The sequence below is a fragment of the Lysobacter sp. BMK333-48F3 genome (genome assembly GCF_019733395.1).
Taxonomy (GTDB): Bacteria; Pseudomonadota; Gammaproteobacteria; order Xanthomonadales; family Xanthomonadaceae; genus Lysobacter.
This window is the reverse complement of the sequence record NZ_JAIHOO010000001.1, coordinates 3,216,852-3,239,852: the sequence shown is the minus strand read 5'-3', so window position 1 is coordinate 3,239,852 and position 23,001 is coordinate 3,216,852. Positions and strand designations below refer to the sequence as shown.

The 23,001-nt window shown below is 70.9% G+C and carries 21 protein-coding genes; 10 read left to right on the top strand and 11 right to left on the bottom strand.

Translation table 11 applies throughout. The features are described 5' to 3' along the window. Positions 1 to 125: 125 nt before the first annotated feature. Both creC and creB read right to left on the bottom strand, forming a co-directional pair. On the bottom strand, positions 126 to 1,574 hold the full coding sequence (creC, locus tag K4L06_RS13860) for a two-component system sensor histidine kinase CreC (protein WP_221671923.1): 1,449 nt from the start codon (positions 1,572 to 1,574) through the stop codon (positions 126 to 128). A gap of 13 nt (positions 1,575 to 1,587) precedes the next feature. Next, positions 1,588 to 2,262 (bottom strand): two-component system response regulator CreB, encoded by a 675-nt coding sequence (gene creB / locus K4L06_RS13855; protein WP_221671922.1) that lies wholly within the window; start codon positions 2,260 to 2,262, stop codon positions 1,588 to 1,590. Between the two features lie 189 nt (positions 2,263 to 2,451). On the opposite strand from creB, the gene rlmJ reads away from it, so the two are divergent. Together rlmJ and K4L06_RS13845 are read left to right on the top strand one after the other, a co-directional pair. Beyond that, positions 2,452 to 3,312, top strand: coding sequence for a 23S rRNA (adenine(2030)-N(6))-methyltransferase RlmJ (rlmJ, locus tag K4L06_RS13850; protein ID WP_221671921.1), 861 nt, complete (start codon positions 2,452 to 2,454; stop codon positions 3,310 to 3,312). Positions 3,313 to 3,571: 259 nt separating this feature from the next. Continuing rightward, positions 3,572 to 3,778, top strand: coding sequence for a hypothetical protein (locus K4L06_RS13845; protein WP_221671920.1), 207 nt, complete (start codon positions 3,572 to 3,574; stop codon positions 3,776 to 3,778). 51 nt (positions 3,779 to 3,829) lie between these two features. On the opposite strand, the gene K4L06_RS13840 is transcribed toward K4L06_RS13845, so the two are convergent. The 4 genes from K4L06_RS13840 to K4L06_RS13825 form a co-directional block, all read right to left on the bottom strand. Next, the gene (locus tag K4L06_RS13840) at positions 3,830 to 4,321 is read right to left on the bottom strand and encodes a GNAT family N-acetyltransferase (protein ID WP_221671919.1); all 492 of its coding nucleotides are present in this window, start codon (positions 4,319 to 4,321) and stop codon (positions 3,830 to 3,832) included. 7 nt (positions 4,322 to 4,328) lie between these two features. Continuing rightward, entirely contained in the window at positions 4,329 to 5,363 is a 1,035-nt protein-coding gene (locus K4L06_RS13835) for a DUF1963 domain-containing protein (protein ID WP_221671918.1), read from the bottom strand. Positions 5,364 to 5,466: 103 nt separating this feature from the next. Beyond that, positions 5,467 to 6,381: a cation diffusion facilitator family transporter gene (locus K4L06_RS13830; RefSeq protein ID WP_221671917.1), complete on the bottom strand. Its 915-nt coding sequence runs from the start codon at positions 6,379 to 6,381 to the stop codon at positions 5,467 to 5,469. A gap of 149 nt (positions 6,382 to 6,530) precedes the next feature. Further along, positions 6,531 to 8,615, bottom strand: coding sequence for a TonB-dependent siderophore receptor (locus tag K4L06_RS13825; RefSeq protein WP_221671916.1), 2,085 nt, complete (start codon positions 8,613 to 8,615; stop codon positions 6,531 to 6,533). 411 nt (positions 8,616 to 9,026) lie between these two features. On the opposite strand from K4L06_RS13825, the gene K4L06_RS13820 reads away from it, so the two are divergent. The 8 genes from K4L06_RS13820 to aqpZ all read left to right on the top strand — a co-directional run bounded on the left by K4L06_RS13820 (position 9,027) and on the right by aqpZ (position 17,713). Then, the gene (locus tag K4L06_RS13820) at positions 9,027 to 9,653 is read left to right on the top strand and encodes a GNAT family N-acetyltransferase (protein WP_221671915.1); all 627 of its coding nucleotides are present in this window, start codon (positions 9,027 to 9,029) and stop codon (positions 9,651 to 9,653) included. Between the two features lie 171 nt (positions 9,654 to 9,824). Next, positions 9,825 to 13,271 carry a transcription-repair coupling factor gene (gene mfd / locus K4L06_RS13815; protein ID WP_221671914.1) on the top strand — a complete coding sequence of 1,149 codons (3,447 nt, stop codon included), beginning with the start codon at positions 9,825 to 9,827 and terminating at the stop codon, positions 13,269 to 13,271. Positions 13,272 to 13,539: 268 nt separating this feature from the next. Further along, positions 13,540 to 14,031 carry a heme-binding protein gene (locus K4L06_RS13810; protein ID WP_221671913.1) on the top strand — a complete coding sequence of 164 codons (492 nt, stop codon included), beginning with the start codon at positions 13,540 to 13,542 and terminating at the stop codon, positions 14,029 to 14,031. Positions 14,032 to 14,057: 26 nt separating this feature from the next. After that, on the top strand, positions 14,058 to 14,621 hold the full coding sequence (locus K4L06_RS13805) for a phosphoglycerate mutase family protein (protein ID WP_221671912.1): 564 nt from the start codon (positions 14,058 to 14,060) through the stop codon (positions 14,619 to 14,621). A gap of 150 nt (positions 14,622 to 14,771) precedes the next feature. Next, positions 14,772 to 15,161, top strand: coding sequence for a hypothetical protein (locus K4L06_RS13800; protein ID WP_221671911.1), 390 nt, complete (start codon positions 14,772 to 14,774; stop codon positions 15,159 to 15,161). A gap of 191 nt (positions 15,162 to 15,352) precedes the next feature. Beyond that, complete coding sequence (locus K4L06_RS13795; RefSeq protein WP_221671910.1) at positions 15,353 to 16,210, top strand: pirin family protein; 858 nt, start codon at positions 15,353 to 15,355, stop codon at positions 16,208 to 16,210. A 138-nt stretch (positions 16,211 to 16,348) separates the two neighbouring features. Continuing rightward, positions 16,349 to 16,783 carry a hypothetical protein gene (locus tag K4L06_RS13790; RefSeq protein WP_221671909.1) on the top strand — a complete coding sequence of 145 codons (435 nt, stop codon included), beginning with the start codon at positions 16,349 to 16,351 and terminating at the stop codon, positions 16,781 to 16,783. A gap of 219 nt (positions 16,784 to 17,002) precedes the next feature. Further along, a complete protein-coding gene (gene aqpZ, locus K4L06_RS13785; protein WP_221671908.1) occupies positions 17,003 to 17,713 on the top strand; it encodes an aquaporin Z in 711 nt (236 codons plus the stop codon). A 241-nt stretch (positions 17,714 to 17,954) separates the two neighbouring features. On the opposite strand, the gene K4L06_RS13780 is transcribed toward aqpZ, so the two are convergent. From K4L06_RS13780 to K4L06_RS13760, 5 genes are all read right to left on the bottom strand, one after another. Then, positions 17,955 to 18,203 carry a hypothetical protein gene (locus K4L06_RS13780; protein ID WP_221671907.1) on the bottom strand — a complete coding sequence of 83 codons (249 nt, stop codon included), beginning with the start codon at positions 18,201 to 18,203 and terminating at the stop codon, positions 17,955 to 17,957. A 243-nt stretch (positions 18,204 to 18,446) separates the two neighbouring features. After that, positions 18,447 to 19,307: a pirin family protein gene (locus K4L06_RS13775; RefSeq protein ID WP_221671906.1), complete on the bottom strand. Its 861-nt coding sequence runs from the start codon at positions 19,305 to 19,307 to the stop codon at positions 18,447 to 18,449. Positions 19,308 to 19,563: 256 nt separating this feature from the next. Further along, complete coding sequence (locus K4L06_RS13770; RefSeq protein ID WP_221671905.1) at positions 19,564 to 20,157, bottom strand: methyltransferase domain-containing protein; 594 nt, start codon at positions 20,155 to 20,157, stop codon at positions 19,564 to 19,566. 55 nt (positions 20,158 to 20,212) lie between these two features. Beyond that, positions 20,213 to 22,384: a bifunctional 23S rRNA (guanine(2069)-N(7))-methyltransferase RlmK/23S rRNA (guanine(2445)-N(2))-methyltransferase RlmL gene (rlmKL, locus tag K4L06_RS13765; RefSeq protein ID WP_221671904.1), complete on the bottom strand. Its 2,172-nt coding sequence runs from the start codon at positions 22,382 to 22,384 to the stop codon at positions 20,213 to 20,215. Further along, a complete protein-coding gene (locus K4L06_RS13760) occupies positions 22,381 to 22,926 on the bottom strand; it encodes a YqiA/YcfP family alpha/beta fold hydrolase (RefSeq protein ID WP_221671903.1) in 546 nt (181 codons plus the stop codon). Before K4L06_RS13760 ends, rlmKL begins: the two co-directional genes overlap by 4 nt. Positions 22,927 to 23,001: the final 75 nt, after the last annotated feature.

Here is a 23,001-nt window from a genome sequence, read left to right as displayed (position 1 = left end):
AGCGGCGTAAGCCGCGACCACCGAAGCCGCGAACTACCACGCCGCGGTCCGAAGCCCGGTAGCTGCGACAAAACAGCCGGAAAAAATCCCTGTGGGGCGCCGCTCCTACACGGCCCGCGCTCCGGCTACCCCGGGATCGACATCCCGGCGATCGCCCCGCTCTCGCCGTCGCCGCGGTTGCGCAGCTCGGCCACGCCGCCGTGCAGCGACGCCACCTCGGCGACGAAGCACAGGCCCAGGCCGCTGCTGCGGCTGCCGCCGGCCGGCCGCGGCAGCGAATAGAACCGCTCGAACACCCGCCCCAGGGCATAGTCCGGCACCCCCGGCCCGCGATCGCCGACTTCGATCCGCTGCGCCTCGCCGACCGCCTGCAGGCGCAGCGCGATCTCCCCGCCCGGCGGCGAGAAATCGGCGGCGTTGTCGAGCAGGTTGATCAATGCCTGGCGCAACAGGAAGGCGTCGCCGCGCACCGGCGGCAGGCTCGGGTCCAGGTCCAGCAGCAAACGCGCGCCGGCGCTTTCGATCCGCTGCGCGCATTGCTCGGCGGCCTCGCGCGCGATCGCCGCCAACGCCACCGGCTCCGGCCGCTCCAGGCGCTGGCGATGCTCGACCGCGGCCAGCGCCAGCAGCTTGTCGATCATCTGCGCCAGGCGCTCGGCCTGGCGGCGGATGCTGCCGGCGAAGCGGGCGCGGTCGGCGTCGGGCATCGGCGCGTCGCCGGGCGGCGATTCCAGCAGTTCGGCGCTGCCGCGGATCGCCGCCAGCGGGCTTTTCATTTCGTGGGTCAGGGTGTGCACGTACTGTTCGACGTACTGCTTGCCCTCCAGGCGCGCGCGCATGGTCTCCAGGGCCTGGCCGAGTTCGCCGAACTCGCCGGCGGCGTGCGGCGGATCGGCGCGCTTGCCGGCGGTGACCGCCTGCGCGTAACGCCGCAGCAGGCCGATCTGGCGCGACAGCCACCACGACACGATCACCCCGACCGCCAGCGCCGCGCCCATCAGCACGAAACCCCAGCGCGTCACCACCGCCTGGCTGCGGGCGATGAACGGCGCGATCGCGGCGTTCGGCTTGGCCACGGTCAGCGAACCGATCACCCGCCCGCGCTCGTCGCGGATCGGCGCGGCCACGTGCATCACGGTGTCGTCCGGACGCGCCGGATCGACCGCGCTGGAGCGCGCGCCGTAGCGCCCGCGCAAGGTCAGGTAGACGTCGTTCCAGCGCGAATAGTCCTGGCCGACCGCGGCGCCGCTGCTGTCGAACACGACGATGCCGCGCGCATCGGTCACGTACACGCGGTAGCTGGTTTCCGGCTTGCGGAAGCCCCAGATCGCCGCGCCGACGTCGCGGCCGTCGAGCGAGCGCACCCGCTTGGCGAAATCGCCGCGGTCGATGCGCCCGGCGAGGAAATCGTCGGTGGCCAGCTCGGCCAGCACGTTGGCGGTGTCGACCAGGGTGTCTTCCATCGCCTGGCGCACGCCGGGCTTGACCTCGGCCACGAACACCCGCGCCAGCAGGAAGGCCGCGACCGCGACGATCAGGAAGTAGCCGAGGAAGATCCGCAGGCCGATGCGCATCGCCGGCTCCGGCTCAACCGTTGTCGAGCGAGTAACCCAGGCCGCGATGGGTGCGGATCGGGTCGGCGTCGGCGGCGACCTCGCGCAGCTTGGCGCGCAGGGTCTTGATATGGGTGTCGACGGTGCGGTCGCCGCTGTCCAGCGCGTCGCCCCAGACCCGGTCCATCAGCTGCGCGCGCGACAGCACCGCGCCCGGCCGCTGCAACAACGCCGCCAGCAGGCCGTATTCGTAGCGGGTCAGGTCCAGCGCCTGGCCGCGGTAGCGGATCCGCTTGCCCTCGGGGTCGTGGACGAAGCCGTCCTCGGCCGGCGCCGCCTCGCCGCCGCCGGGCCGCACCCGGCGCAGCACCACCCGCACCCGGGTCGCCAGCTCGCGCGGCGAGAACGGCTTGGTCACGTAATCGTCGGCGCCGATCTCCAGGCCGAGGATGCGGTCGGCCTCGGCGTTCTGCGCGGTCAGGAAGATCACCGGCAGATCGCGCTCGCGGCGCAACTCGCGGCACAAGGCGAAGCCGCCGATGTCGGGCAGGCCGACGTCCAGCACCGCCAGGTCGAACGCCACCCGCGCCGCCTCGCGCAGCGCCTCGCCCCCGGTCAGGCAATGCACCGCCTCGTAGCCTTCCGCACGCAGGGCGTACAGCACGGTGTCGGCGATGGCGGATTCGTCTTCTACCAGGAGGATGCGCATGGGGCGGGGAATGGGGAATCGGGAATGGGGAATCGGAAAGCGCTGGCGTCGCTCATGATGCCTCGCCGGGCCGGCGGATGTCGCTTCAGGCGAAAAACGGCCCGATCCTCATGGCCTCATAATGGCCCGGCCAAGCCGCGCTTCGCTTTTCCGATTCCCCATTCCCGATTCCCCATTCCCGGCCCCCCAATGAACTACCGCCACGCCTTCCACGCCGGCAACCACGCCGATGTGCTCAAACACGTCGCCCTGCTGGCCCTGTGCGACGCGCTGACCGTCAAGCCGGCGCCGGTGTTCGCGCTGGACACCCACGCCGGGCGCGGGCTGTATCCGCTGGACGGCAATTCGGCCCAGCGCACCGGCGAGGCCGAGGGCGGGATCGGGCGGCTGATCGCCGAGGCGCCGAAGCAGCCGGCGATCGCGCGTTACCTGGCCGCGGTGCGGGCCTGCCGCAGCGTGCACGGCCCGGCCGCCTACCCGGGGTCGCCCTGGCTGCTGGCCCACGCCCTGCGCGAAGACGACCGCATCGCCGCCTGCGAGCTGCAGCCGGAAGAAGCCGGCCAGCTCAAACAGCATTTCCACGCCGACCCGCGCATGGCCGTGCACGCCCGCGACGGCTATGCGGCGATGAAGGCGCTGCTGCCGCCGAAGATCGGCGCGGCCCGCTACAACCGCGGCCTGGTCCTGATCGACCCGCCCTACGAAGCCCAGCTCGACGAGTTCGACACCGCCCTGGCGGCGCTGCGCGAGGGCCTGGCCCGCTGGCCGCAGGGCTGTTACGCGCTGTGGTACCCGATCAAGCGCCGGCGCGCGCTGCAGCCGTTCTACCGCCGCGCCGCGGCGTTGCCGGCCAAGTCGATCCTGACCGTCGAACTGCTGGTGCGCGCCGACGATTCGCCGCTGCGCATGAACGGCAGCGGCCTGTTGCTGCTCAACGCGCCCTGGCAGTTGGACGCGACCTTGTCCGCGGCGCTGCCGGCGCTGGCCCGCACCCTGGGCGAGACCGACGCCGCCGAGGGCGCGTTGAACTGGCTCAAGCGGCCCGACTGAGCCGCGCAGCGACGCGCTGCAACGCAGCGAAAATCGCGTCCGAACGCACGCTTGGCGCAGGCTCCTTACTGGCCGCCCGGCGCGCTCCCGCGCCGTCGCGGCCACGCCGCGCAGCCTGGGCCTTGCCCTCCCGCCGCGGATTTTCGCCAGGCCGCCGGACCGCCGGCAGCCGCAGGCGCGCACCGGGCCGCTTGCATCGGCCGCAGCCGGCGTCGTATCACGGCGCCGCCCAATGACGGGCGGAAGAGAGGGATTTCGCATGATCAGGAAGAAGATCGGTTTTCTCGCCGTGTGCGCGTTCGCCTTCGGCATGACCATCGCCAGCAGCGCCGGCGCGTTCGCCTGCAACAACACCTGCCGGCTGGGTTGCGAAACCGCGCTGACCAACTGCGAAAACAGCGGCGGCACCCGCTGCTGGGTCGACTACTACAACTGCTATCGCCGTTGCGGCTGCGTGCTGCCCTGATCTGAGCGGGGTCTCCGCCCGGATCGACGGCCGGAGGCGCGCCTCCGGCCGTTATCGCCGCGCTGGGTCCGCGTGCGGCGTGGCGCGGCGCATCTCGACCAGATCGAATCCCGGGGCGAAGCCGTCGCGCACCTCGCGCACCGCGACGAAGCCGTAGCGGGCGTAGAAGCCGCAGCTGTGCTGGGTGGTTTCCAGCAACACCCGGGCATAGGCCGGATCGCGATCCAGGCGTCGCAGGCGTTCGCGCAGCAGGCGTTCGCCCAGCCCGCGCCGGTGCAGGTCGCGCCGCACCATGCCCCAGCACAACGCCGCCGTGCGGGGTTCCCGCTCGACCGGCGCATAGCCGCCGCAGGCGACCACGCCCTCACCGGGCGCTTCCAGCACCCAGTAGTCGGCGATGTCGTCGAGAGTGGCGACGAAGTCGGCGCGTTCGAGTTCGGCGAAATACTCCGGCACGTTGCCGGAAAACAACGCCAGGCAGGCCGCGCGGTCGCTGGTGCGGTACCGGCGCAGACGCGCTGATTCGGTTGCGGGCTGCGCCATCGCGGACTCAGTAACAGTCCCAGTGGTAGGCGACGCGGCTGAAGTCGGCGCGGGCCAGGTCGTCGGGGTCGATGAAGAAGTTGGCGATGCCCGAATCGCCCCACATCAGCGCCTCGTCGCTGTCGAGTTGCAACAGCAGCACGCGCCGGTCGCCGGCGGCGCGCGGGTCGGACTGGGTGAAATCCGGGTAGCCGCCGAGCTTGTGCCCGGCGCGCTCCAGGTAGGCGGCGACGTCGTCGCCGAGTTCCTCGGCGTCGGCGTCCGGATGGAGCTTGCGGTAGTCGGCGATCAGGCCGTCGACCTCGCGCCCCAGCACGCGCTCGAAACCGGCGTCGTTGCCGCCGATGGTCTCGTGGTCGGCGACGAAACGGATCCGCCGCGGCCGGGCCGGATCGAACGGCAGGCCCTCGCCCTTCAGCGCCTCGGCCGGCGGCGCGACCGCGGCGGCGTCGATGCGCGGCCAGTACACGACGCGGAAACCGCGCGGCTCGGTCAGCGCCTGCATGCGGTCCTCGCCGTGGGCGCGATCCAGACCGGCGCCGTAGTAATCGTCGGCGGCGACGAAGAACTGCAACAGCCCCTGGCGCGGGTAGCCCGGCATCGCCGGCAGTTCGGCGAAATCGATCTGCGCCAGCAGGAACAGCGGCCGGCCCTGTGGATCGCGCGGATAGTCGCGCCCGGCCGCCCAATAGGCGCGGCCGCCGACCTTGCTCGATCGCGGCGCATCGGTTTTCAGTTCGCTCAGCTCGATCCGCGCCACCGGCCGCTGGCTGGCCTGGACCGCGGCGGCCACCGGCGCCAGCACCGCGCGGGCGCTCGCGTCCGGGTCCTGGATCGCGCAGCCGCCGCCCTTGCCGCTGTCCCCTGCCGACGGCCCGGCCGCGCTGCGCGCTTCGCCGGCGGCATCTTCAAGCCCCGCCCGGCTGGGTTGCGCCACGTTGTCGTCGAGTTGCCGATAGGCCAGGTAGCCCACCCCGCCCAGGGCCGCCGCAGCGGCCGCCACGATCGCCATCGACAGCAATACCGCTTGGCCGGTCTTCATCGTTCGGGGTCCATCCGTCGTCGTCGGGACGATTATCGCCAACAAAAAGGCCGGAAGCGCAGTGCGCTTCCGGCCCGTTCGGACCGCCCGCGAAAGGCGGTCTTCAGTCGCCGCGCGCGACGTCGGGCTCGAAGAAGCTCCAGCGCACTTCCGGGAAGGCCTGCTTCATCGCCCGTTCGACCGTGTTGATCTGCTCGGTCAGCCCGGCCACGCTGTGCTCTTCGCGCATCTGCGCCTGCACCGAGACCATCACCTCGTTGCCCAGCTGCAGGGTGATCACGCTGATCACCCGCGCCACTTCCGGGCGCGCGTCGAGGAACTCGCGGATCTGCTGCTGGCGCAGCGGGTCCACGCTCTGGCCGATCAGCATCGCCTTGACCTCGATCGCGACGAACACCGCGACGATGATCAGCAGCGCGCCGATGCTGACGGTGCCGATGGCGTCCCAGATCGGGTTGCCGGTGACCACGGTCATGATCACCGCGGCCAGCGCCAGCACCAGGCCCAGCAGCGCGGCGAGGTCTTCGCCGAAGATCACCACCAGTTCGGCCTGGCGGCTTTCGCGGAACCATTGCCACAAGGTGCGCTGGCCGCGGGCCTTGGCCACTTCCTGCAGGCAGGCGCGCATCGAGATCGCCTCGGCGACGATGCCGAAGGTCAGCACGCCGGCCGCCCACCACCACTGCTTCAGCGGTTCGGGGTGCTGCAGTTTGTGGATGCCTTCGTACAGCGAGAACATGCCGCCGACGGTGAACAGCATCACCGCGACCAGGAACGACCAGAAATAGATCGCCTTGCCGTAGCCCAACGGGTAGTCCGGCGACGGCGGGCGCTTGGACTGCTTCAGGCCCAGGATCAGCAGGCCCTGGTTGCCGCAGTCGGCCAGCGAGTGGACGGTCTCGGCCAGCATCGCACTGGAGCCGGTGAAGAACGCCGCCACGCCCTTGGACACCGCGATCGCGAAATTGGCGCCTAGCGCGAACAGAATCGCGCGGGTCGAATCACCACCACCTGCCATGACTGAACTGCTCCTTCGGGTTTCAAGCGGCGGAGTCTAGCATTGCCGATGCTGGCGGTTTAGGGCCGAAAGCCGGGGCTCGCGGGCATCGGCCGCGGCGGGGGCGCCCCGCGGCGGCCGGCGTGGCCCGGCCGCCGCACAAGCCGGCTTCAGAACCGGTAGGTCACCGTCCCGGTGACGTTGCGGCCGTTGCCGGTGAAGCAATCGCCGAAGGCCCGGCACGGCGCGTAGTACTGCTTGTCGGCGAGGTTGGTCAGGTTCAGCGCGAACGACCACTGCGGGCGCTCGAACGCGACCAGCGCGTCGGCCAGGGTGTAGCCCGGCGTGCGCAGTTGGCCGTTGCCGCCGATCGACAGGGTCGGGCCGACCTCGCGCAGGCCCAGGCCCAGGCGGATGCGGCCGTCGTCGCCCCAGTCGAACTGCTTCACGCCCCAGGCCGAGGCCAGGCGCTTGGGCACGTCGGCGAGTTGGCGGCCAACCTCCGCAGCGAAGTTGCTGCGCGCGACCTCGGCGCGGTTATGGCTGTAGCTGGCGGTGAGGTAGAAGCCGCCGTCGAAGCGATGGCTGGCCTCGAACTCGACGCCCTTGGCGCTGACTTCGCCGGTCTGCACCGAGTTGAGCACGTTCTCCGGGTCGTTGGTCTGGCGGTTCTTTTCGCGGATGTCGTAAGCGGCCAGGGTCAGCAGGGTCTGCGCGCGCGGCTGCCATTTCAGGCCCAGTTCGTACTGGCGCCCGCGTTGCGGCTTGAACGGCTGGTTGAAGAAATCCAGGCTGCCGATCGGCAGGAACGACTCGCTGTAGCTGAGGTAGGGCGAGAAACCGCGCCCGGCGTCGACGATCAGGCCGGCGCGGTAGCTGGTCGCGTAGTCCTCGATCTGCGCCTGGCCTTCGACCTGGGTGCGGGCGCGGTCGCGGCGCGCGCCGAGCACCGCGGTCGCCCGGCCCCAGCGGATCTGGTCCTGCAGGTACACGCCGAGCTGGCTCTGGTCCTGGCGCGGCTGCCGGCTCAATGCGGGCAGGACGAAATCGCCGTACACCGGCGCGTAGGCGTCGATCGGCGTGGTCGCGCCGAAGCCGGTGGTGGCGGTCTGGCGGAAGCGCAGGTAGTCGATGCCGGCGAGCACGGTGTGGCGCAGCGCGCCGGTGGCGAACTCGGCCTGCAGGTTGTGGTCGCTGGTCAGGGTGGCGATGTCGGGATTGCTGATGTACGCCGAACGCGCCAGCACCCGCTTGGCCGGGTCGATGAAAGGATCGGCCGGATTGGAGTACACGTCCGGATAGATCTCGGTGAAGCGCGTGCGCGAACGGGCGTAACGCAGTGCGCTGTTGAGCCGCAGCGCGTCGGAGAAGGCGTGTTCGAACAGCAGCGCGGCGCTGGACTGGCGACTGTCGAGGCGGTCGGCCTGCGGCTCGCCGAGCAGGCGGTGCGAAGGCAGGCGCCGGCCGGGCGGCGCGTGCAGGGTCGCCACGACCGGCAGGAACTGCTGGCTGGACCCGCTGCGGTCGTGCTGCCACAGGCCGAGCAAGCTCAGCGTGGTGGCGTCCGACGGACGCCAGGTCAGCGACGGCGCCAGCACCCGGCGATCGTCGGGCAGGCGATCGGTCTGCAGTTGCGCATCGCGGGCCACGCCGACGATGCGCCCGGCCAGGGTGCCGGCGGCGTCGAGCGGGCCGGTGAGGTCGAACTGCAGCTGCCGGCGCTGGTGGCTGCCCAGGCTCAGGCCGATTTCGCCGGCGCGCTGGAACTGCGGGCGCTTGCTGACCTGGTTGAGCACGCCGCCGGAGCCGCCGGCGCCGTACAGCATCGACGAGGGGCCGCGCAGCAGTTCCAGCCGCTCCAGGGTGTACAGCTCGGGCCGCGGCACCAGGCTGGAGCCGATCTGGCGGGTCATGCCGTCGAGGAACGATACCGGCGAGAAACCGCGCACCAGCGCCACGTCGCTGCGGGTGTCCAGGCCGTAGGCCTCGGCCACCGCGCCGGCCGAGTAGCGCAGGACTTCCTGCAGGTTCTGCGCGCCGCGGTCGGCGGCCTGCTCCATGCCGATCACGCTGATCGACTGCGGCGTTTCGATCAGGCGCGTATCGGTCTTGGTCGCGGTGCTGGCGCGGTCGGCGACCACCACCACCGCATCCAGGCGGGTGGCCTCGTCGTCGGCGCGCGCCGGCGCGGACACGGCGAGCACGACGGCGGCGAGACCGAGGGCGAGCGGGGAAAAGCACATTTTTGCAGGCATGGACGGGTTCCGCGGACGGCCCGTGCGCCCGCGCCGCGGCCGCCGCGCAGGCGCACCCCCGCCCCGCGCGACGAGCGCGCAGGACGGCGGACGGAGCATGCGAACGGGCCGCCGGCGGGACGTCCGGGCGGGGAGATGAGGGCGAGGCTGGCTCGACCTACGCACATTAGGCGTGGGTCTGGCTGGCGAACGGCAGTTGTCAGGCCGCGCTTAGCCGGCCATGATGAAACCAATTCTCATTTCAGGCATGGACTGCGTCAAGAAACCCAGGCCGCCGAAGCCCCGCACGGGACCATGCCCTTCGTCCCGCTGCCGCCTCGCCGGCATGCCGCAGCCCGCCGGTCGGGAAGCTCCGACCGGCATCGCAAAGAGGAAGGGCTAAATCCGTCACAATGTGCCACTATCGAACCCATGGCCACGCGTGAACGATTGCCGCCCTGGCACGAACGCCAGCGTCTCCCCAACGGACGCGAGGTGTTGATACGCCCGGTCCGGCCCGAAGATGCCGAGCCCTTGCGGGCCGGCTTCGCCCTGTTGCAGCCCGACGAAGTGCGTCAGCGCTTCTTGTATGCGCTGAAGGAGCTCACGCCGGAAATGGCCGAGCGCTTCACCCGCATCGATCCGCGCACCGAGTTCGCCCTGGTCGCCGCCGAACCCTTCCCTCCCGGCGAAGCCCTGGTCGGCGCGGTCGCGCGGATCGCCGTCGACGAGCGCACCCGCGACGCCGAGTTCGCGATCCTGGTCAGCCGCTACATCGCCAACATGGGCCTGGGCCGCTACCTGATGACCCGGCTGGTGAAGTGGGCGCGCGGCAAGAAGGTGCATCGGCTGTACGGCGACGTGTTCGAGCACAACGCGCCGATGCTGTCGCTGGCGCAGTCGCTGGGCTTCGAACGCGAATTCCAGCAGGACTCGCCGGGATTGATCCGGGTGGTGCTGGACCTGCGCGCCAAGCCGCCGTCGCAGGCCGAAGGCCTGGGCGATGCGGAGCTGGGCGACGAGGCCGAGCCCGATCGGGACGAACCCTCGTCCGGCTGAGCGGATCGCTCCGCTGCGGATGCGCGATCGAGCGCCGCGGCGGCGCGGCGTTCGTCGTCGCGCGCAGGACCGCGCGCAGCGACCGAGGCCGCGATGACCGCCGGCACCGCGCGGCGTGACGCGGTCCCGGGGGAAAGCTAACCTAGCGCCCCCCGCGAAAAACGCTGCCCTGTGCCCTCTCTTCTGCCCAAGACCGGCCAGCAGCGCGCCTGGTGGCGCGCGCCGGCCTCGCCGTCCGCCCTGGCCTGGGCGCTCGCCCGCGCCGCCGCCGAACACGACGCGCCGCTGCTGGCGATCGCCCGCGACAACCACGGCGCGCACCAGCTCGAATCCGACCTGCGCACCCTGCTCGGCGCCGACCCGGCTTTGCCGGTGTTGGCGTTTCCGGACTGGGAAACCCTGCCCTACGACGTCTTCAGCCCGCACCCGGACATCGTCTCGCAGCGCCTGGCGGCGCTGCACCGCGTGCCCGGCCTCCAGCGCGGCATCGTCGTGGTGCCGGTGCAGACCCTGCTGCAACGGCTGGCGCCGCGCCGCCACGTGGTCGGCGGCAGCTTCGACCTGGCCGTCGGCCAGCGCCTGGACCTGGACGCGGAAAAGCGCCGGCTCGAATCGGCCGGCTACCGGCACGTGCCGCAGGTGCTGGACCCGGGCGACTTCGCCGTGCGCGGCGGCCTGCTCGACGTCTATCCGATGGGCGCGCAATCGCCGTTCCGGGTCGAGCTGCTCGACGACGAAATCGAAACCATCCGCGCCTTCGATCCCGAGTCGCAGCGCTCGCTCGACAAGATCGAGGCGGTGCGCATGCTGCCTGGGCGCGAAGTGCCGCTGGACGAGGCCTCGCTCAAGCGCGCGCTCGACGCGCTGCGCGAGCGCTTCGACCTCGACACCCGGCGCAGCGCGCTGTACCAGGACCTCAAGGCCGGACTGGCGCCGTCCGGCATCGAGTACTACCTGCCGCTGTTCTTCGAACAGACCGCGACCCTGTTCGACTATCTCGACGAAGCCGCCCTGCCGGTGCTCGCCGACGGCGCGCTGGAAGCCGCGGACCAGTTCTGGAGCCACACCGGCGAGCGCTACGAACAGCGCCGCCACGACATCGAACGGCCGCTGCTGCCGCCGGACCAGCTTTACCTGACCCCGGTCGGCCTGCGCGAACGGCTCAACCAGGGCCGGCGCATCGAGCTGTGCGGCGAAGGCCATGCGCAGCGCGAGCGGGCCCTCGCCCTCGGCGACCAACCGGCGCCGGCGCTGCCGGTCGCCGCGCGCGACGCCGCGCCGGCCGAAGCGCTGAAGTCCTTCCTCGGCCATTACCCCGGCCGGGTGCTGATCGCCGCCGACAGCGCCGGCCGCCGCGAGGCCTTGCTGGAAGTGCTGCAGGCCGCGCAGCTGCGCCCGCAGGTGGTCGCCGACTGGCGCGGGTTCCGCGACGGCGCCGATCGCTTCGCGATCGCGGTGGCGCCGCTGGAGGACGGCTTCGCCCTCGACCATCCGCCGCTGGCGGTGTTGACCGAACGCCAACTGTTCCCCGAACGCGCTTCGCAACCGCGCCGGCGCAAGCGCGTCGGCCGCGAGCCCGAAGCGATCATCCGCGACCTGGGCGAGTTGTCCGAAGGCGCGCCGATCGTGCACGAGGACCACGGCGTCGGCCGCTACCGCGGCCTGATCGTGCTCGAGGCCGGCGGCCAGCCCGGCGAATACCTGGAAATCGAATACGCCAAGGGCGACCGCCTGTACGTGCCGGTCGCGCAACTGCACCTGATCAGCCGCTATTCCGGCGCCTCGGTCGAAACCGCGCCGCTGCATTCGCTGGGCGGCGAGCAGTGGACCAAAGCTAAGCGCAAGGCCGCCGAGAAGGTCCGCGACGTCGCCGCCGAACTGCTCGAGATCCAGGCCAAGCGCCAGGCCCGCGCCGGCCTGGCGCTGGACGTCGACCGGGTCATGTACGAGCCGTTCGCGGCCGCGTTCCCGTTCGAGGAAACCCCCGACCAGCACGCTTCGATCGAGGCGGTGATCCGCGACCTGTCCAGCAGCCAGCCGATGGACCGGGTGGTCTGCGGCGACGTCGGCTTCGGCAAGACCGAAGTGGCGGTGCGCGCGGCCTTCGTCGCCGCCGCCGCCGGCAAGCAGGTCGCGGTGCTGGTGCCGACCACCCTGCTGGCCGAGCAGCACTACCGCAATTTCCGCGACCGCTTCGCCGACTGGCCGCTCAAGGTCGAAGTGCTGTCGCGCTTCAAGACCGGCAAGGAGATCAAGGCCGAACTGGAGAAGCTGACCGAGGGCAAGATCGACGTCGTGGTCGGCACCCACCGCCTGCTGCAGAGCGACGTGCGCTTCAAGGACCTGGGCCTGGTCATCGTCGACGAAGAACAGCGCTTCGGCGTGCGCCAGAAGGAAGCGCTGAAAGCGCTGCGCGCCAACGTCCACCTGCTGACCCTGACCGCCACGCCGATCCCGCGCACGCTCAACATGGCCATGGCCGGGCTGCGCGACCTCAGCATCATCGCCACCCCGCCGGCGCACCGCCTGGCGGTGCAGACCTTCGTCGTGCCCTGGGACGACATGCAGCTGCGCGAAGCCTTCCAGCGCGAACTCTCGCGCGGCGGCCAGGTGTATTTCCTGCACAACGACGTCGAAAGCATCGGCCGGATGAAGCGCCAGCTGGAAGAGCTGGTGCCGGAAGCGCGGATCGGCATCGCCCACGGCCAGATGGCCGAGCGCGAGCTGGAAAGCGTCATGCTCGACTTCCACAAGCAGCGCTTCAACGTATTGCTGTGCACGACCATCATCGAGTCGGGCATCGACATCCCGAACGCCAACACCATCATCATGAACCGCGCCGACAAGTTCGGCCTGGCCCAGTTGCACCAGCTGCGCGGCCGGGTCGGCCGTTCGCACCACCGCGCCTACGCCTACCTGGTGATCCCGGACCAGCGCTCGATCACCGCCGACGCGCAGAAACGCCTGGAAGCGATCGCCTCGATGGACGAACTGGGCGCCGGCTTCACCCTGGCCACCCACGACCTGGAAATCCGCGGCGCCGGCGAACTGCTCGGCGAGGACCAGAGCGGGCAGATGGCCGAGGTCGGCTTCAGCCTGTACACCGAACTGCTGGAGCGCGCGGTGCGCTCGATCCGCCAGGGCAAGCTGCCCGACGTGGACTCGGCCGAAGCGCGCGGCGCCGAGGTCGAGCTGCATATTCCGGCGCTGATCCCGGAAGACTACCTGCCCGACGTGCACACCCGCCTGACCCTGTACAAGCGCATCAGCGGCGCGCGCAACGGCGACGAACTGCGCGAGTTGCAGGTCGAGATGATCGACCGCTTCGGCCTGCTGCCGGACGCGGCCAAGCATCTGTTCGCGGTGGCCGAACTCAAGCTCGGCGCGACCGCGCTGGGTATCCGCAAGCTCGACCTCGGCGACAAGGGCGGCCGCCTGCAATTCGTCGAACGTCCCAACGTCGACCCGATGTCGATCATCAAGATGATCCAGGGCCAGCCCAAGCTCTACCAGATGGACGGCCCGGACAAGCTCAGGATCAAGCTCGACCTGCCCGACCCGCCGGCGCGCCTGGCCGCCGCCAAGGGCCTGCTGACCTTGCTCGACACCAAGCACTGAAGCAAATCCGCCGCGCCGGCTACGCGGTCGCCCGCCCCCCTTTGTCAAAGGGGGCAACAGCAAAAACGCACACGCAGCGCCGCCCCACCTATCGCCCCCCTCTTGCGACCCACCTATCGATCCCCCCTTTGAAAAAGGGGGGCCAGGGGGGATTTGCTTTTGCTTTTGCTTTTGCCGTTGCCTTTTCCTTCCCCCCGCAAGACCAACAGCACTGCCCTCGCGCCCGCAACGCCGCTACTCTCGCGCCATCTCCCGGTCCGAGTCCGCCATGCTGCGTCTGCCGTCCGTATTGCTCGTTGCCGCCCTCGCCTCCGCCTCCTGGCCGAGCCCGGCGGCGACGCCGCTCAAGCAGCAGCTGAGCCAGCGCACCGTGCTCAACCTCGCCGCGGCGCAGCGCATCGCCCAGGCGGCCGAGGACAAAGCCCGCGCCGACGGCCTGAACGTCGCCATCGCGATCGTCGACGAGGCCGGCCGGCTGCTGCACTTCCAGCGCATGGACGGCACGCCCAATTCCAGCGTCGAGGTCTCGATCGGCAAGGCCGTGCACGCCACCAACTACCGCCGCGACTCGGTCTTCCACCAGAAGCTGCTCGAAGGCGGCAACGCGGTGGTGCTCGGCCTGCCTAACGCGCTGCCCATCGAAGGCGGCGTGCGCCTGCTGCTCGGCGAGCAGGTGATCGGCGCGATCGGCGTGTCCGGCGCGCAGGCGGCGCAGGACGGCGCCATCGCCCAGGCCGGCGCCGATCTGTTGCGCCCATGAACTCGCCAGCGAATCGGGATGCCCTCATGAACGTTCTGCACCGCCTTTCGTTCGCCGCCTGCGCGGCGCTGCTGTCGGCCTGCGCCACCGCGCCCAAGCCGGACGCACCGACCGTGGTGGACACCGCCGCCGGCGCCACCTATCTGATCGTGCGCCACGCCGAGAAGGCCGCCGACGACCCGCGCGACCCCGGCCTGGCCGAAGCCGGTCAGGCGCGCGCGCAGCGCCTGATCGAGGCGCTCGCGCGCACGCCGCTGCGCGCCGCGTACGCGACCGGCTATCGCCGCACCCAGGACACCGCCGCACCGGCCGCGGCCGCGCACGGCCTGCAGGTCACGCTCTACGACGCCAAACAGCCGGCCGCCGATTTCGCCGCTGCCCTGCGCCGCGACTGGCCGCAAGGCACGGTGCTGGTGGTGGCGCACAGCAATACCGCGCCCGGCATCGCCGCAGCCCTGTGCGGTTGCGCGGTCGAGCCGATGAGCGAACACGAGTACGACCGGCGCATGTGGGTGCGGGTGGATGCGCAAGGCCGCGCGCAATTGCGCGTAGGCCGCGACACCGGGCCGGAATCCGCACCCGGCCGGTAACGCGCGCCGTCGCCGCCGGAATGGGAAGGGAGCCGGCAGGGAGCCGGAAGCGATCCGCAGGCGAACCGACTCCGGTGCCGTGACGGCGTCGGCGCAGCGTCGCGCCGGCAAGGGCTAGACTCGTTGCCGTCCTGCCGCCCGGAGCCGCCGATGAAATCCAGATTCGCCGCCCTCGCGTTCGCCGTCGCCGCGCTGACCGCTTGCGCCCATGCCGGCCCCGGCGGCGCCGCGCCGCGCCAAGCCGTGCCCGGCCAGCCGACCGCCCTGGCGCGCGGCGACAGCCTGGCCCTGCCCGACGGCGCGCGCCTGCGCTTCGCCGCGGTCAGCGCCGACTCGCGCTGCCCGCCGAAGCTGCAATGCGTCTGGGCCGGCGATGCGGTGCTGGCGTTCGAATTCACCGCCGCCGACGGCGCGCGCACGCCGCTGTCGTTCAACACCGTCAGCGATCCGCGCCACAGCGCCGGCGCCTGGACGATCGAAGTGCAGGGCCTGGACTTCGCCGATCCGCCGAACGCGACGCTCAAGATCGAGGCGAAGTGACCGCATCGCCGCACGCCGCAGCTCGCCCTGCCGAAGCTGCGGTCCACGCGGCCATCGACTGGCGCCGCCGCATAGCCACCGTCGGCGGCGGCGCACGGCCTCGCCGTCGCAACACGCAGTTGCAGCATCGGTAGCGCGATCGTCGCCGACTCATGCCACCCTGCAGGCATCGTCCTGCAGGAATCGCGACCATGACCACGATCATCGCCCCGCGCGTCCACGACCTCGGCGGCTTCCAGGTCCGTCGCGCCGTGCCGTCCATCCAGGCCCGCTCGGTCGGCCCGTTCGTGTTCGTCGACCACATGGGGCCAGCGCTGTTCGAACCCGGCCACGGCATCGACGTGCGCCCGCATCCGCACATCGGCCTGGCCACGGTGACCTTCCTCTGGGCCGGTTCGATCGGCCATCGCGACAGCCTCGGCAGCGTGCAGGACATCCAGCCCGGCGACGTCAACTGGATGACCGCCGGCCGCGGCATCGCCCACTCCGAGCGCACCCCGCAGGGCCCGCGCGCCGACGGCCACGCGCTGCACGGCATGCAGACCTGGGTCGCGCTGCCGCGCTCGTTCGAGGAAACCGCGCCGGCCTTCCATCACCACCCCGCCGCGACCCTGCCGCAGCAGCGCCGCGACGGCGCCTGGCTGCGCGTCGTCGCCGGCCGCGGTTTCGGCGAGGAGTCGCCGGTGCGGGTGTTCGCCGACACCCTCTACGTCGCCATCGACCTCGATCCGGACGCGCAGCTCGACATCGAGGACAGCCATGCCGAGCGCGCCCTGTATCTGCTCGAGGGCCAGGCCCAGCTCGACGGCGCCGACCTGCCGGAGAAACACCTGGTCGTGCTCGAGCCCGGCACCCGCCCGCGGCTGCGCGCCAAGACCCCGCTCAAGGCGATGTTGCTCGGCGGCGAACCGCTCGACGGCCCGCGCCACCTGTGGTGGAACTTCGTCTCGTCCTCGCGTGAGCGGATCGAGCAGGCCAAGCTCGACTGGGCCGAAGGCCGCTTCGGCCTTATTCCCGGAGAGCATGAGTTCATTCCGTTACCTGAATAGTGCTTTAACGTTTGTCAACCGGTTCGAACTGGACTAAGGTCACAACCTGCAAAGGCTCTCAACACCGTTTGACCTATTCCAGGTTCAGGGGGACGTGTCGTGAAGTCAGGTGGGAAAGGCCAACACGCTTGGCCATGGTTGGTATTGCTGTTTTTTGCCTGCGCCCAGGCGCAGGAGCCCGCCGGCGACAACGGCGCCTGCCCGCAATTGCCCGACGGCAGCAGCCTGCGTTGGGAATACCGCGCCGGCGCCGATTCGGACTTCTGCCGGGCGATCCGCAACAGCGACGGCAGCGAGGCCTTCGGCCTGTACATCGCCGCCAAGTCGCCGTTCGCGCCGCGCCGCGGCGACCGCGCCGAAGCCGGTTCGATCGACGGCCATTCCATGCACTGGTACCGCGGCGAACTGGCCGGCAAACCCAATGTGCAGGTGCGCGAAACCCTGATCGAGGTCGGCAGCGGCAAGCTCGCCCACATCTGGTTGCAGGCGAACTCGCCGGAACAGCTGAAGGAGGTTCTCGGCCAAGCCGAGGGCCTGCGATTTTCCGCGACCCGACTGAGCAGCAACCGCTGACCTCACCGGCTCTGCACGCGCGGCGCGGCACTCTGCGCCGCGCTTGCGGGGGGATTCGCTCTCGGCACATTTTTGTGACCGATTGCTCATTTTCACGTTATCCGCCAGCATGAGAATCGACCCGGCTGAATGGGGTCGCGACGCGTCGTTCCCCGCCTGAACGGGAACGCCGTCCGATCCCCGGCCGAGGGCACGTCCCATCACTCGGAGGAAAACGACATGATCAAGCGACTCGGTGCAGAGCTCATCGGAACGTTCTGGCTAGTGCTCGGCGGTTGCGGCAGCGCCGTGCTCGCCGCCAATTTCGGCGGGCCCGGCAATCCGCTCGGCATCGGCCTGCTCGGCGTGTCGCTGGCCTTCGGCCTGACCGTGCTGACCGGCGCCTACGCGCTCGGCCACATCTCCGGCGGCCACTTCAATCCCGCGGTGAGTTTCGGCCTGTGGGCCGGCGGCCGTTTCCCGGCCAAGGATCTGGCGCCCTACATCGTCGCCCAGGTCGTCGGCGCGATCCTGGCCGGCTTCGTCCTGCTGCAGATCGCCGGCGGCGCGGCCGGTTTCTCGATCGACCCGACCGCGGCCGGCACCTTCGCCAGCAACGGCTACGAAGTGATGTCGCCGGGCGGCTACTCGATGCACGCCGCGTTCCTGACCGAAGTGGTGATGACCGCGATGTTCCTGGTGATCATCCTCGGCGCCACCCACCGCAACGCGCCGGCCGGCTTCGCGCCGATCGCGATCGGCCTGGGCCTGACCCTGATCCACCTGATCAGCATCCCGGTCACCAACACCTCGGTGAACCCGGCCCGCTCCACCGGCGTGGCGCTGTTCGCCGGCCCGGCCGCGATCGGCCAGCTGTGGCTGTTCTGGGTCGCGCCGACCCTCGGCGGCCTGCTCGGCGGCGCGATCTATCGCTGGCTCGGCAAGGACTGAACCGTCCCGCCGCGCGACACGAAAAGCCGCGCGCGAGCGCGGCTTTTCGTTTTTCTCGCCTGCGCCTCGGTTCCGCGCCGGCGCAAGCAGGAATCCATTCCGACCCGCGAACACCGCTCGCCGCATGGCTTGGCCTCTCGCGGCGCAACGGCGCCGGTGGAAAGGCGAGCGGAATGGATTCCGGCTTGCGCCGGCACGGCCGAATGCCGCGTTGCCGCGACGGGCGCAGGCCCGCGCCGGCTCAGGCGCCGACGGCTTGCTGCGCCAGTTGCACCGCGTTGTTCTGCAAGTCGGTCTTCAGCCGGCCGGCGGCCAGACCGTCGGCGCTTTCCAGCATCTGATACGCCGCCTGCAACTGCTTGATGCCGCGCGGCGGCACCTTCTTCAGCTTGCCGCCGACGATGACGAAGCCGCCCGCACCGGCGGCGACGCCGGCGGAGACGAAGGTGGCGACGATGGTGAACTGCTTGGGATCGAGTCGGGTAGCCATTGGCGATTGCTCCATGCGGGCGCGGCGTGCCGCGCGTCATCGCAACCGCGGCGGCCGACGCCGCCGCGCTGCGCTCCATACTCGATCAACGCACCGGCCCGCAGCGGTCGGCCATTCGTTTCTGCAACACTCGCGCCCGCCGCTCCGGACCGCAGGCCGGAAAACGGCGAAGGACCGCGCTCGCGCGCGGCCCTTCGGCGTTCGCACTGCGGGACGGCGGCGGGGCCGCCGCCGCATCGCGCCTCAGAACTTGCCTTCCTGGAAGTCGACGAAGGCCTGCATCAGTTCCTGCTTGGTGTTCATCACGAACGGGCCGTAGCGCGCCACCGGCTCGCGCAACGGCCGGCCGGCGACCACGATCAGGCGCGTGTCCGGATGCCGCGCCTGCACCCGCAAGCGGCTGCCGCCGGCCAGCACCGCCAACTCTTGCGCCTGCACCGTGCGCGCGTCCTCGCCCTCGCCGATCGCCGCTTCGCCCTCGTAGACGTAGGCGAAAGCGTTATGGCCTTCGGGCAGCTCGTATTCCCAATAGGCGCCGTCGTCCAAGGCGAGGTCGAGGTAGACCGGGTCGGTCGCCGGCTGCGCGATCGGGCCGCGCAGCTCGCCGATGCGGCCGGCGATCAGCTTGATCTGCACGCCCGGCGCCGGCGCCAGTTGGACGATGCGCTCGGGGGCGAATTCCTGGTACTTGGGCTCGCTCATCTTGTCCCGCGCCGGCAGGTTCACCCACAACTGGAAACCGCGCATGCGGCCCTGCTCCTGCTCGGGCATCTCCGAATGCACCAGGCCGCGGCCGGCGGTCATCCACTGCACGCTGCCGGGCACCAGCACGCCTTCGTTGCCGTGGTTGTCGCGGTGGCGCATGCGCCCGTCGAGCATGTAGGTGACGGTCTCGAAGCCGCGGTGCGGATGCTCGGGAAAGCCGGCCAGATAATCCTCGGGACGGTCGGTGCCGAACTCGTCCAACAGCAGGAACGGGTCCAGGTCGGGCAGCTGCGGGCCGCCGATGACCCGGGTCAGGCGCACGCCGGCGCCGTCCGAGGTCGGCTGACCGCGCAGCTTGCGGCCGACGCGGGCATAGGCAATGGGGGTGGCGGTGGCCATGGGACGCTCCAGATTCGACACGCCGGATCGGCGATGGCGGCTAGGATGTCACGGCAAATTCAGAACAATGGCAACGATACTGCAATCATCAATTACATAAATGAAACAATATCGCCCGGCGACGGTCGCCGCGGGATGGAGCCTTCAAGGCCGGCTTCGAAGGGGGCGCCGGCGCCCACTGCCGCGGCGTTGCGGCGTGTGGCCGAAGCAGATCGCTGTGCGACGGCGCTCCTGCCGGCAACCGACGCCGCTGCGCTCAGCGCTGCGGCTTGCGGTAGACGTACACCGTCGCCGGCGGCACGTTGCGCAGCACGAATTCGCCGCGATGCACCTGCAGCCCCAGTCCGCGCGCCACCGCTTCGGCGACCGGCGCGCTCGGGCCGTAGGTGAACTGCACGAACACCCCGCCCTCGCGCAGGCAGTCGAAGGCCGCGGCGAGGATGTCGCGCTGCAGCGGATGCGGCATCGTCAGCAGGCCCAGGCCGGACACGATCGCGTCGGCTGGGCCGTCTTCCAGATAGCCCTGCTCGCGCGCCAGGTCCGGCAGCATGCGCGCGTCGCCGAGCAGCACCGGCACGCGCGGGAAGCGCAGCTGCAGGTGCGCGTGCAGTTCCTCGTTGAGTTCCAGCACCAGCAGGTCGCGCTCGAGGATGCCGGCCTCGAGCAGGGCGCGGGTGATCGCGCCGGTGCCGCCGCCGAGTTCGATCACCCGCCGCACGTCGTCGGGCAGTTCGGCGATCATCGCCGCGGCCAGTTCGGCGCTGGACGGCGCCACCGCGGCGACCCGCAAGGGGTTCTTCAGCCATTGGCGGAAGAACGTCCAGGCGCCGGGCTTGCGTACGGGTTTCATCGGCCAGACTCCATCGCACCACGGCCGGCGAACGGCAAAAACGAAAACAACGGCATCAACGCGGTTCCAGGCGCCAGCAACGGTGGATCCGGGCGTCGCGGGCGAAATCCGGCGGAACGGTCGCGGCGCTGATCTCTTCGCAGCGGGCGAATTGCGCCACCGCCTCGGCATCGAAGCGGAACCGGCGGAAGTTGTTGGAGAAATACAGCACGCCGTTGTCGGCCAGGCGCGCCGCCGCCGCGCGCAACAGACGCACGTGTTCGCGCTGGATGTCGAAATCGTCGGCGCGGGCCGAGTTGGAGAAGGTCGGCGGGTCGCAGAAGATCAGGTCGTAACGGCCGCGGTCGGCCTCCAGCCACTGCATCGCATCGGCCTGGACCAGGCGGTGCTGCGGCCCGGCGATGCCGTTCTCGCGCAGGTTGTCGGCGCACCATTGCAGATAGGTCGCCGACAGATCGACCGTGGTCGTCTCGCTGGCGCCGCCGACCGCGGCATGCACGGTCGCCGCGCCGGTGTAGGCGAACAGATTGAGGAAGCGGCGTCCGCGCGCCTCGGCGGCGATGCGCAGGCGCATCGGCCGGTGATCGAGGAACAGGCCGGTGTCGAGGTAGTCGAAGGGATTCACCCGCAGCCGCGCCGCGCCTTCGCGCACCGTCAGGAACTCGCCGCGGTGGTCGAACTGGCCGTACTTGCTGCCGCCCTTGCCGCGGGCGCGGGTCTTCAGCGCGATCTGCTCGCGCGGCACCGCGAACACCTCGCGCGCCGCCGCCAGCAGTTCGTTCCAGCGCCGGCGCTGGTCGGCTTCGGGAATCGTCGCCGGCGCCGCGTACTCCTGCACGTGCAGATAGGTGCGCGGCTGCGCCTCGTCGCTGGCGTAGACGTCGATCGCCGCGGCGTACTCGGGCAGGTCGGCGTCGTAGGCGCGGTAGCAGGTCACGCCTTCGCGCTCGCGCCAGGACTTGAGCTTGCGCAGGTTCTTGCGCAACCGGTTGGCGACCATCTGCGCGCCCTCGCCTAGCGGCGCCGGCGCGGCGTCCTGGGCTTGCGCGCGCTGCTCGGCATGGCCGACCCGGGCGATCGGATCGCAGACGATCAGCGCGCATTCGATCGCGCCGTTGAACACCTGATATTTCTTGCTCGCGCGCAGGCCGGTGGCCTGGGCCAGCTCGGCGTCGCCGCACAGCAGGCTGGCGCGCCAGGACGGCACCAGGCGCTTGAGCGCGCTGCCGAGCGCGCGGTACAGCGCGGGGTCGGCGGCGAGGCGGGCGTCGTAAGGCGGGTTGCAGACCGCGACTCCCGGCGCATCGCCGGCGTCGATCGGCAAGGCCTGCAGTTGCGCGACATCGGCGACCTGCCAGTGGATCAAGCCGGTCAGACCGGCCGCCGCCTCGTTTTCGCGCGCCGCGCGGATCGCGTGCGGGTCCAGGTCGCTGCCGGCGAACGCGGGCCGCAGCGCGGCCAGGCCGGCGCTTTCGCGCGCCCTCGCCTGGTCGCACAGCGCGCGCCAGCCGGCGAAGTCGAAACCGCGCCAGCGCGTCGGCGGCAGCAGGCCGTGGCGTTGCAGGCCCGGGGCGACGTCGGCGGCCATCAGCGCGCCTTCGATCAGCAAGGTGCCGCTGCCGCACATCGGGTCGAACAGGGCGCCGCCCTGGGCGTAGAGCTTCGGCCACTGGCCGCGCAGCAGCACCGCCGCGGCCAGGTTTTCCTTCAGCGGCGCTTCGCCCTGCTTCTGCCGCCAGCCGCGCCGGTGCAGCGAGCCGCCGCCGAGATCGACCGAGAGGATCGCCCGGCCCTTGCGCACCACCAGGTTCAGGCGCAGGTCCGGGCTTTCGGTATCGACGTCCGGGCGCGCGCCGGTGCGCGCGCGCAAGGTGTCGACCACCGCGTCCTTGACCCGCTGCGCGGCGTAGCGCGCATGGGTGATGGCCTCGCCGGACACGTGCGCGTCCACCGCCAGGGTGTGCACGCTTTCCAGGTGTTCGGTCCAGTCGACCGCGGCGACGCCGTGGTACAGCGCGTGTTCGTCGGCGCAGTCGAATTCGGCGATCGGCCACAGCACCCGGCTGGCCAGGCGCGACCACAGCACGGCGCGCTGCGCATCGGCGAGCGTGCCTTCGACGTTGACCCCGGCGGTGGCGGCGGTGGCGCGATGGCAGCCCAGCGCGACCAGTTCGTCGGCCAACAGGTATTCCAGGCCCTTGCCGCAGCTGGCGTAGAACTTGTTCATGCCGCGCTCCCGCCGATCCGCTCGAGCAGGCGCGCGAAGGCCTCGGCGCTGGCCTCGACGTGCGCCGACAAACGGTGGCTGTCGTCGACCAGCAGCAGGCGCGCGCGGCGCGGCTGCGCCCAGGCCACCACCTCGGCGGCCGGGATCAGTTCGTCGTCCCAACCGTGGACGATGCTCAGCGGCACCGGCGCGGCATCCAGCGCCGGCGCCGGGCCCATCGCGGTCGGCGGCGACAACAGGAACAGACCGACCACCGGCACCTGCAGCGAAACCTGCGCCGAGATGTAGGCGCCCAGGCTCGAACCGGCCAGCAGCAGCGGCCCGCGCGCGGCGGCGGCGCGGGCCAGGTCCAGCAGACGCTGCTGGCGCGCCATCACGTCGCCGAGCGAGCTGACTTCGCGCTTGGCGTCCAGGTCGGTGTAGTCCGGGCGCTCGTGGGTCCAGCCGCAACGCTGCGCGACTTCGGCCAGGGCGGCGACCTTGGTCGCGTCGGGGCCGCTTTCGAAGCCGTGGGAAAGAATGCAGTGTCCGCTAATGGCCATCGGTCCGATCTGAGTGAAGTAGTTTCAATTCGCCGCGCCGGAGACGCACGGGCCGCAACCGCGGTCCGCGCCGGC

Coding starts and splice junctions, on each gene's coding strand:
- K4L06_RS13770 (WP_221671905.1), bottom strand. CDS start 20,157: ATGAAACCCGTACGCAAGCCCGGCGCCTGGACGTTCTTCCGCCAATGG.
- rlmKL (WP_221671904.1), bottom strand. CDS start 22,384: ATGAACAAGTTCTACGCCAGCTGCGGCAAGGGCCTGGAATACCTGTTG.
- K4L06_RS13810 (WP_221671913.1), top strand. CDS start 13,540: ATGCTGCGTCTGCCGTCCGTATTGCTCGTTGCCGCCCTCGCCTCCGCC.
- K4L06_RS13845 (WP_221671920.1), top strand. CDS start 3,572: ATGATCAGGAAGAAGATCGGTTTTCTCGCCGTGTGCGCGTTCGCCTTC.
- aqpZ (WP_221671908.1), top strand. CDS start 17,003: ATGATCAAGCGACTCGGTGCAGAGCTCATCGGAACGTTCTGGCTAGTG.
- K4L06_RS13825 (WP_221671916.1), bottom strand. CDS start 8,615: ATGCCTGCAAAAATGTGCTTTTCCCCGCTCGCCCTCGGTCTCGCCGCC.
- K4L06_RS13835 (WP_221671918.1), bottom strand. CDS start 5,363: ATGAAGACCGGCCAAGCGGTATTGCTGTCGATGGCGATCGTGGCGGCC.
- K4L06_RS13780 (WP_221671907.1), bottom strand. CDS start 18,203: ATGGCTACCCGACTCGATCCCAAGCAGTTCACCATCGTCGCCACCTTC.
- K4L06_RS13840 (WP_221671919.1), bottom strand. CDS start 4,321: ATGGCGCAGCCCGCAACCGAATCAGCGCGTCTGCGCCGGTACCGCACC.
- creC (WP_221671923.1), bottom strand. CDS start 1,574: ATGCGCATCGGCCTGCGGATCTTCCTCGGCTACTTCCTGATCGTCGCG.
- K4L06_RS13795 (WP_221671910.1), top strand. CDS start 15,353: ATGACCACGATCATCGCCCCGCGCGTCCACGACCTCGGCGGCTTCCAG.
- rlmJ (WP_221671921.1), top strand. CDS start 2,452: ATGAACTACCGCCACGCCTTCCACGCCGGCAACCACGCCGATGTGCTC.
- K4L06_RS13800 (WP_221671911.1), top strand. CDS start 14,772: ATGAAATCCAGATTCGCCGCCCTCGCGTTCGCCGTCGCCGCGCTGACC.
- K4L06_RS13805 (WP_221671912.1), top strand. CDS start 14,058: ATGAACGTTCTGCACCGCCTTTCGTTCGCCGCCTGCGCGGCGCTGCTG.
- K4L06_RS13760 (WP_221671903.1), bottom strand. CDS start 22,926: ATGGCCATTAGCGGACACTGCATTCTTTCCCACGGCTTCGAAAGCGGC.
- K4L06_RS13830 (WP_221671917.1), bottom strand. CDS start 6,381: ATGGCAGGTGGTGGTGATTCGACCCGCGCGATTCTGTTCGCGCTAGGC.
- K4L06_RS13820 (WP_221671915.1), top strand. CDS start 9,027: ATGGCCACGCGTGAACGATTGCCGCCCTGGCACGAACGCCAGCGTCTC.
- K4L06_RS13775 (WP_221671906.1), bottom strand. CDS start 19,307: ATGGCCACCGCCACCCCCATTGCCTATGCCCGCGTCGGCCGCAAGCTG.
- creB (WP_221671922.1), bottom strand. CDS start 2,262: ATGCGCATCCTCCTGGTAGAAGACGAATCCGCCATCGCCGACACCGTG.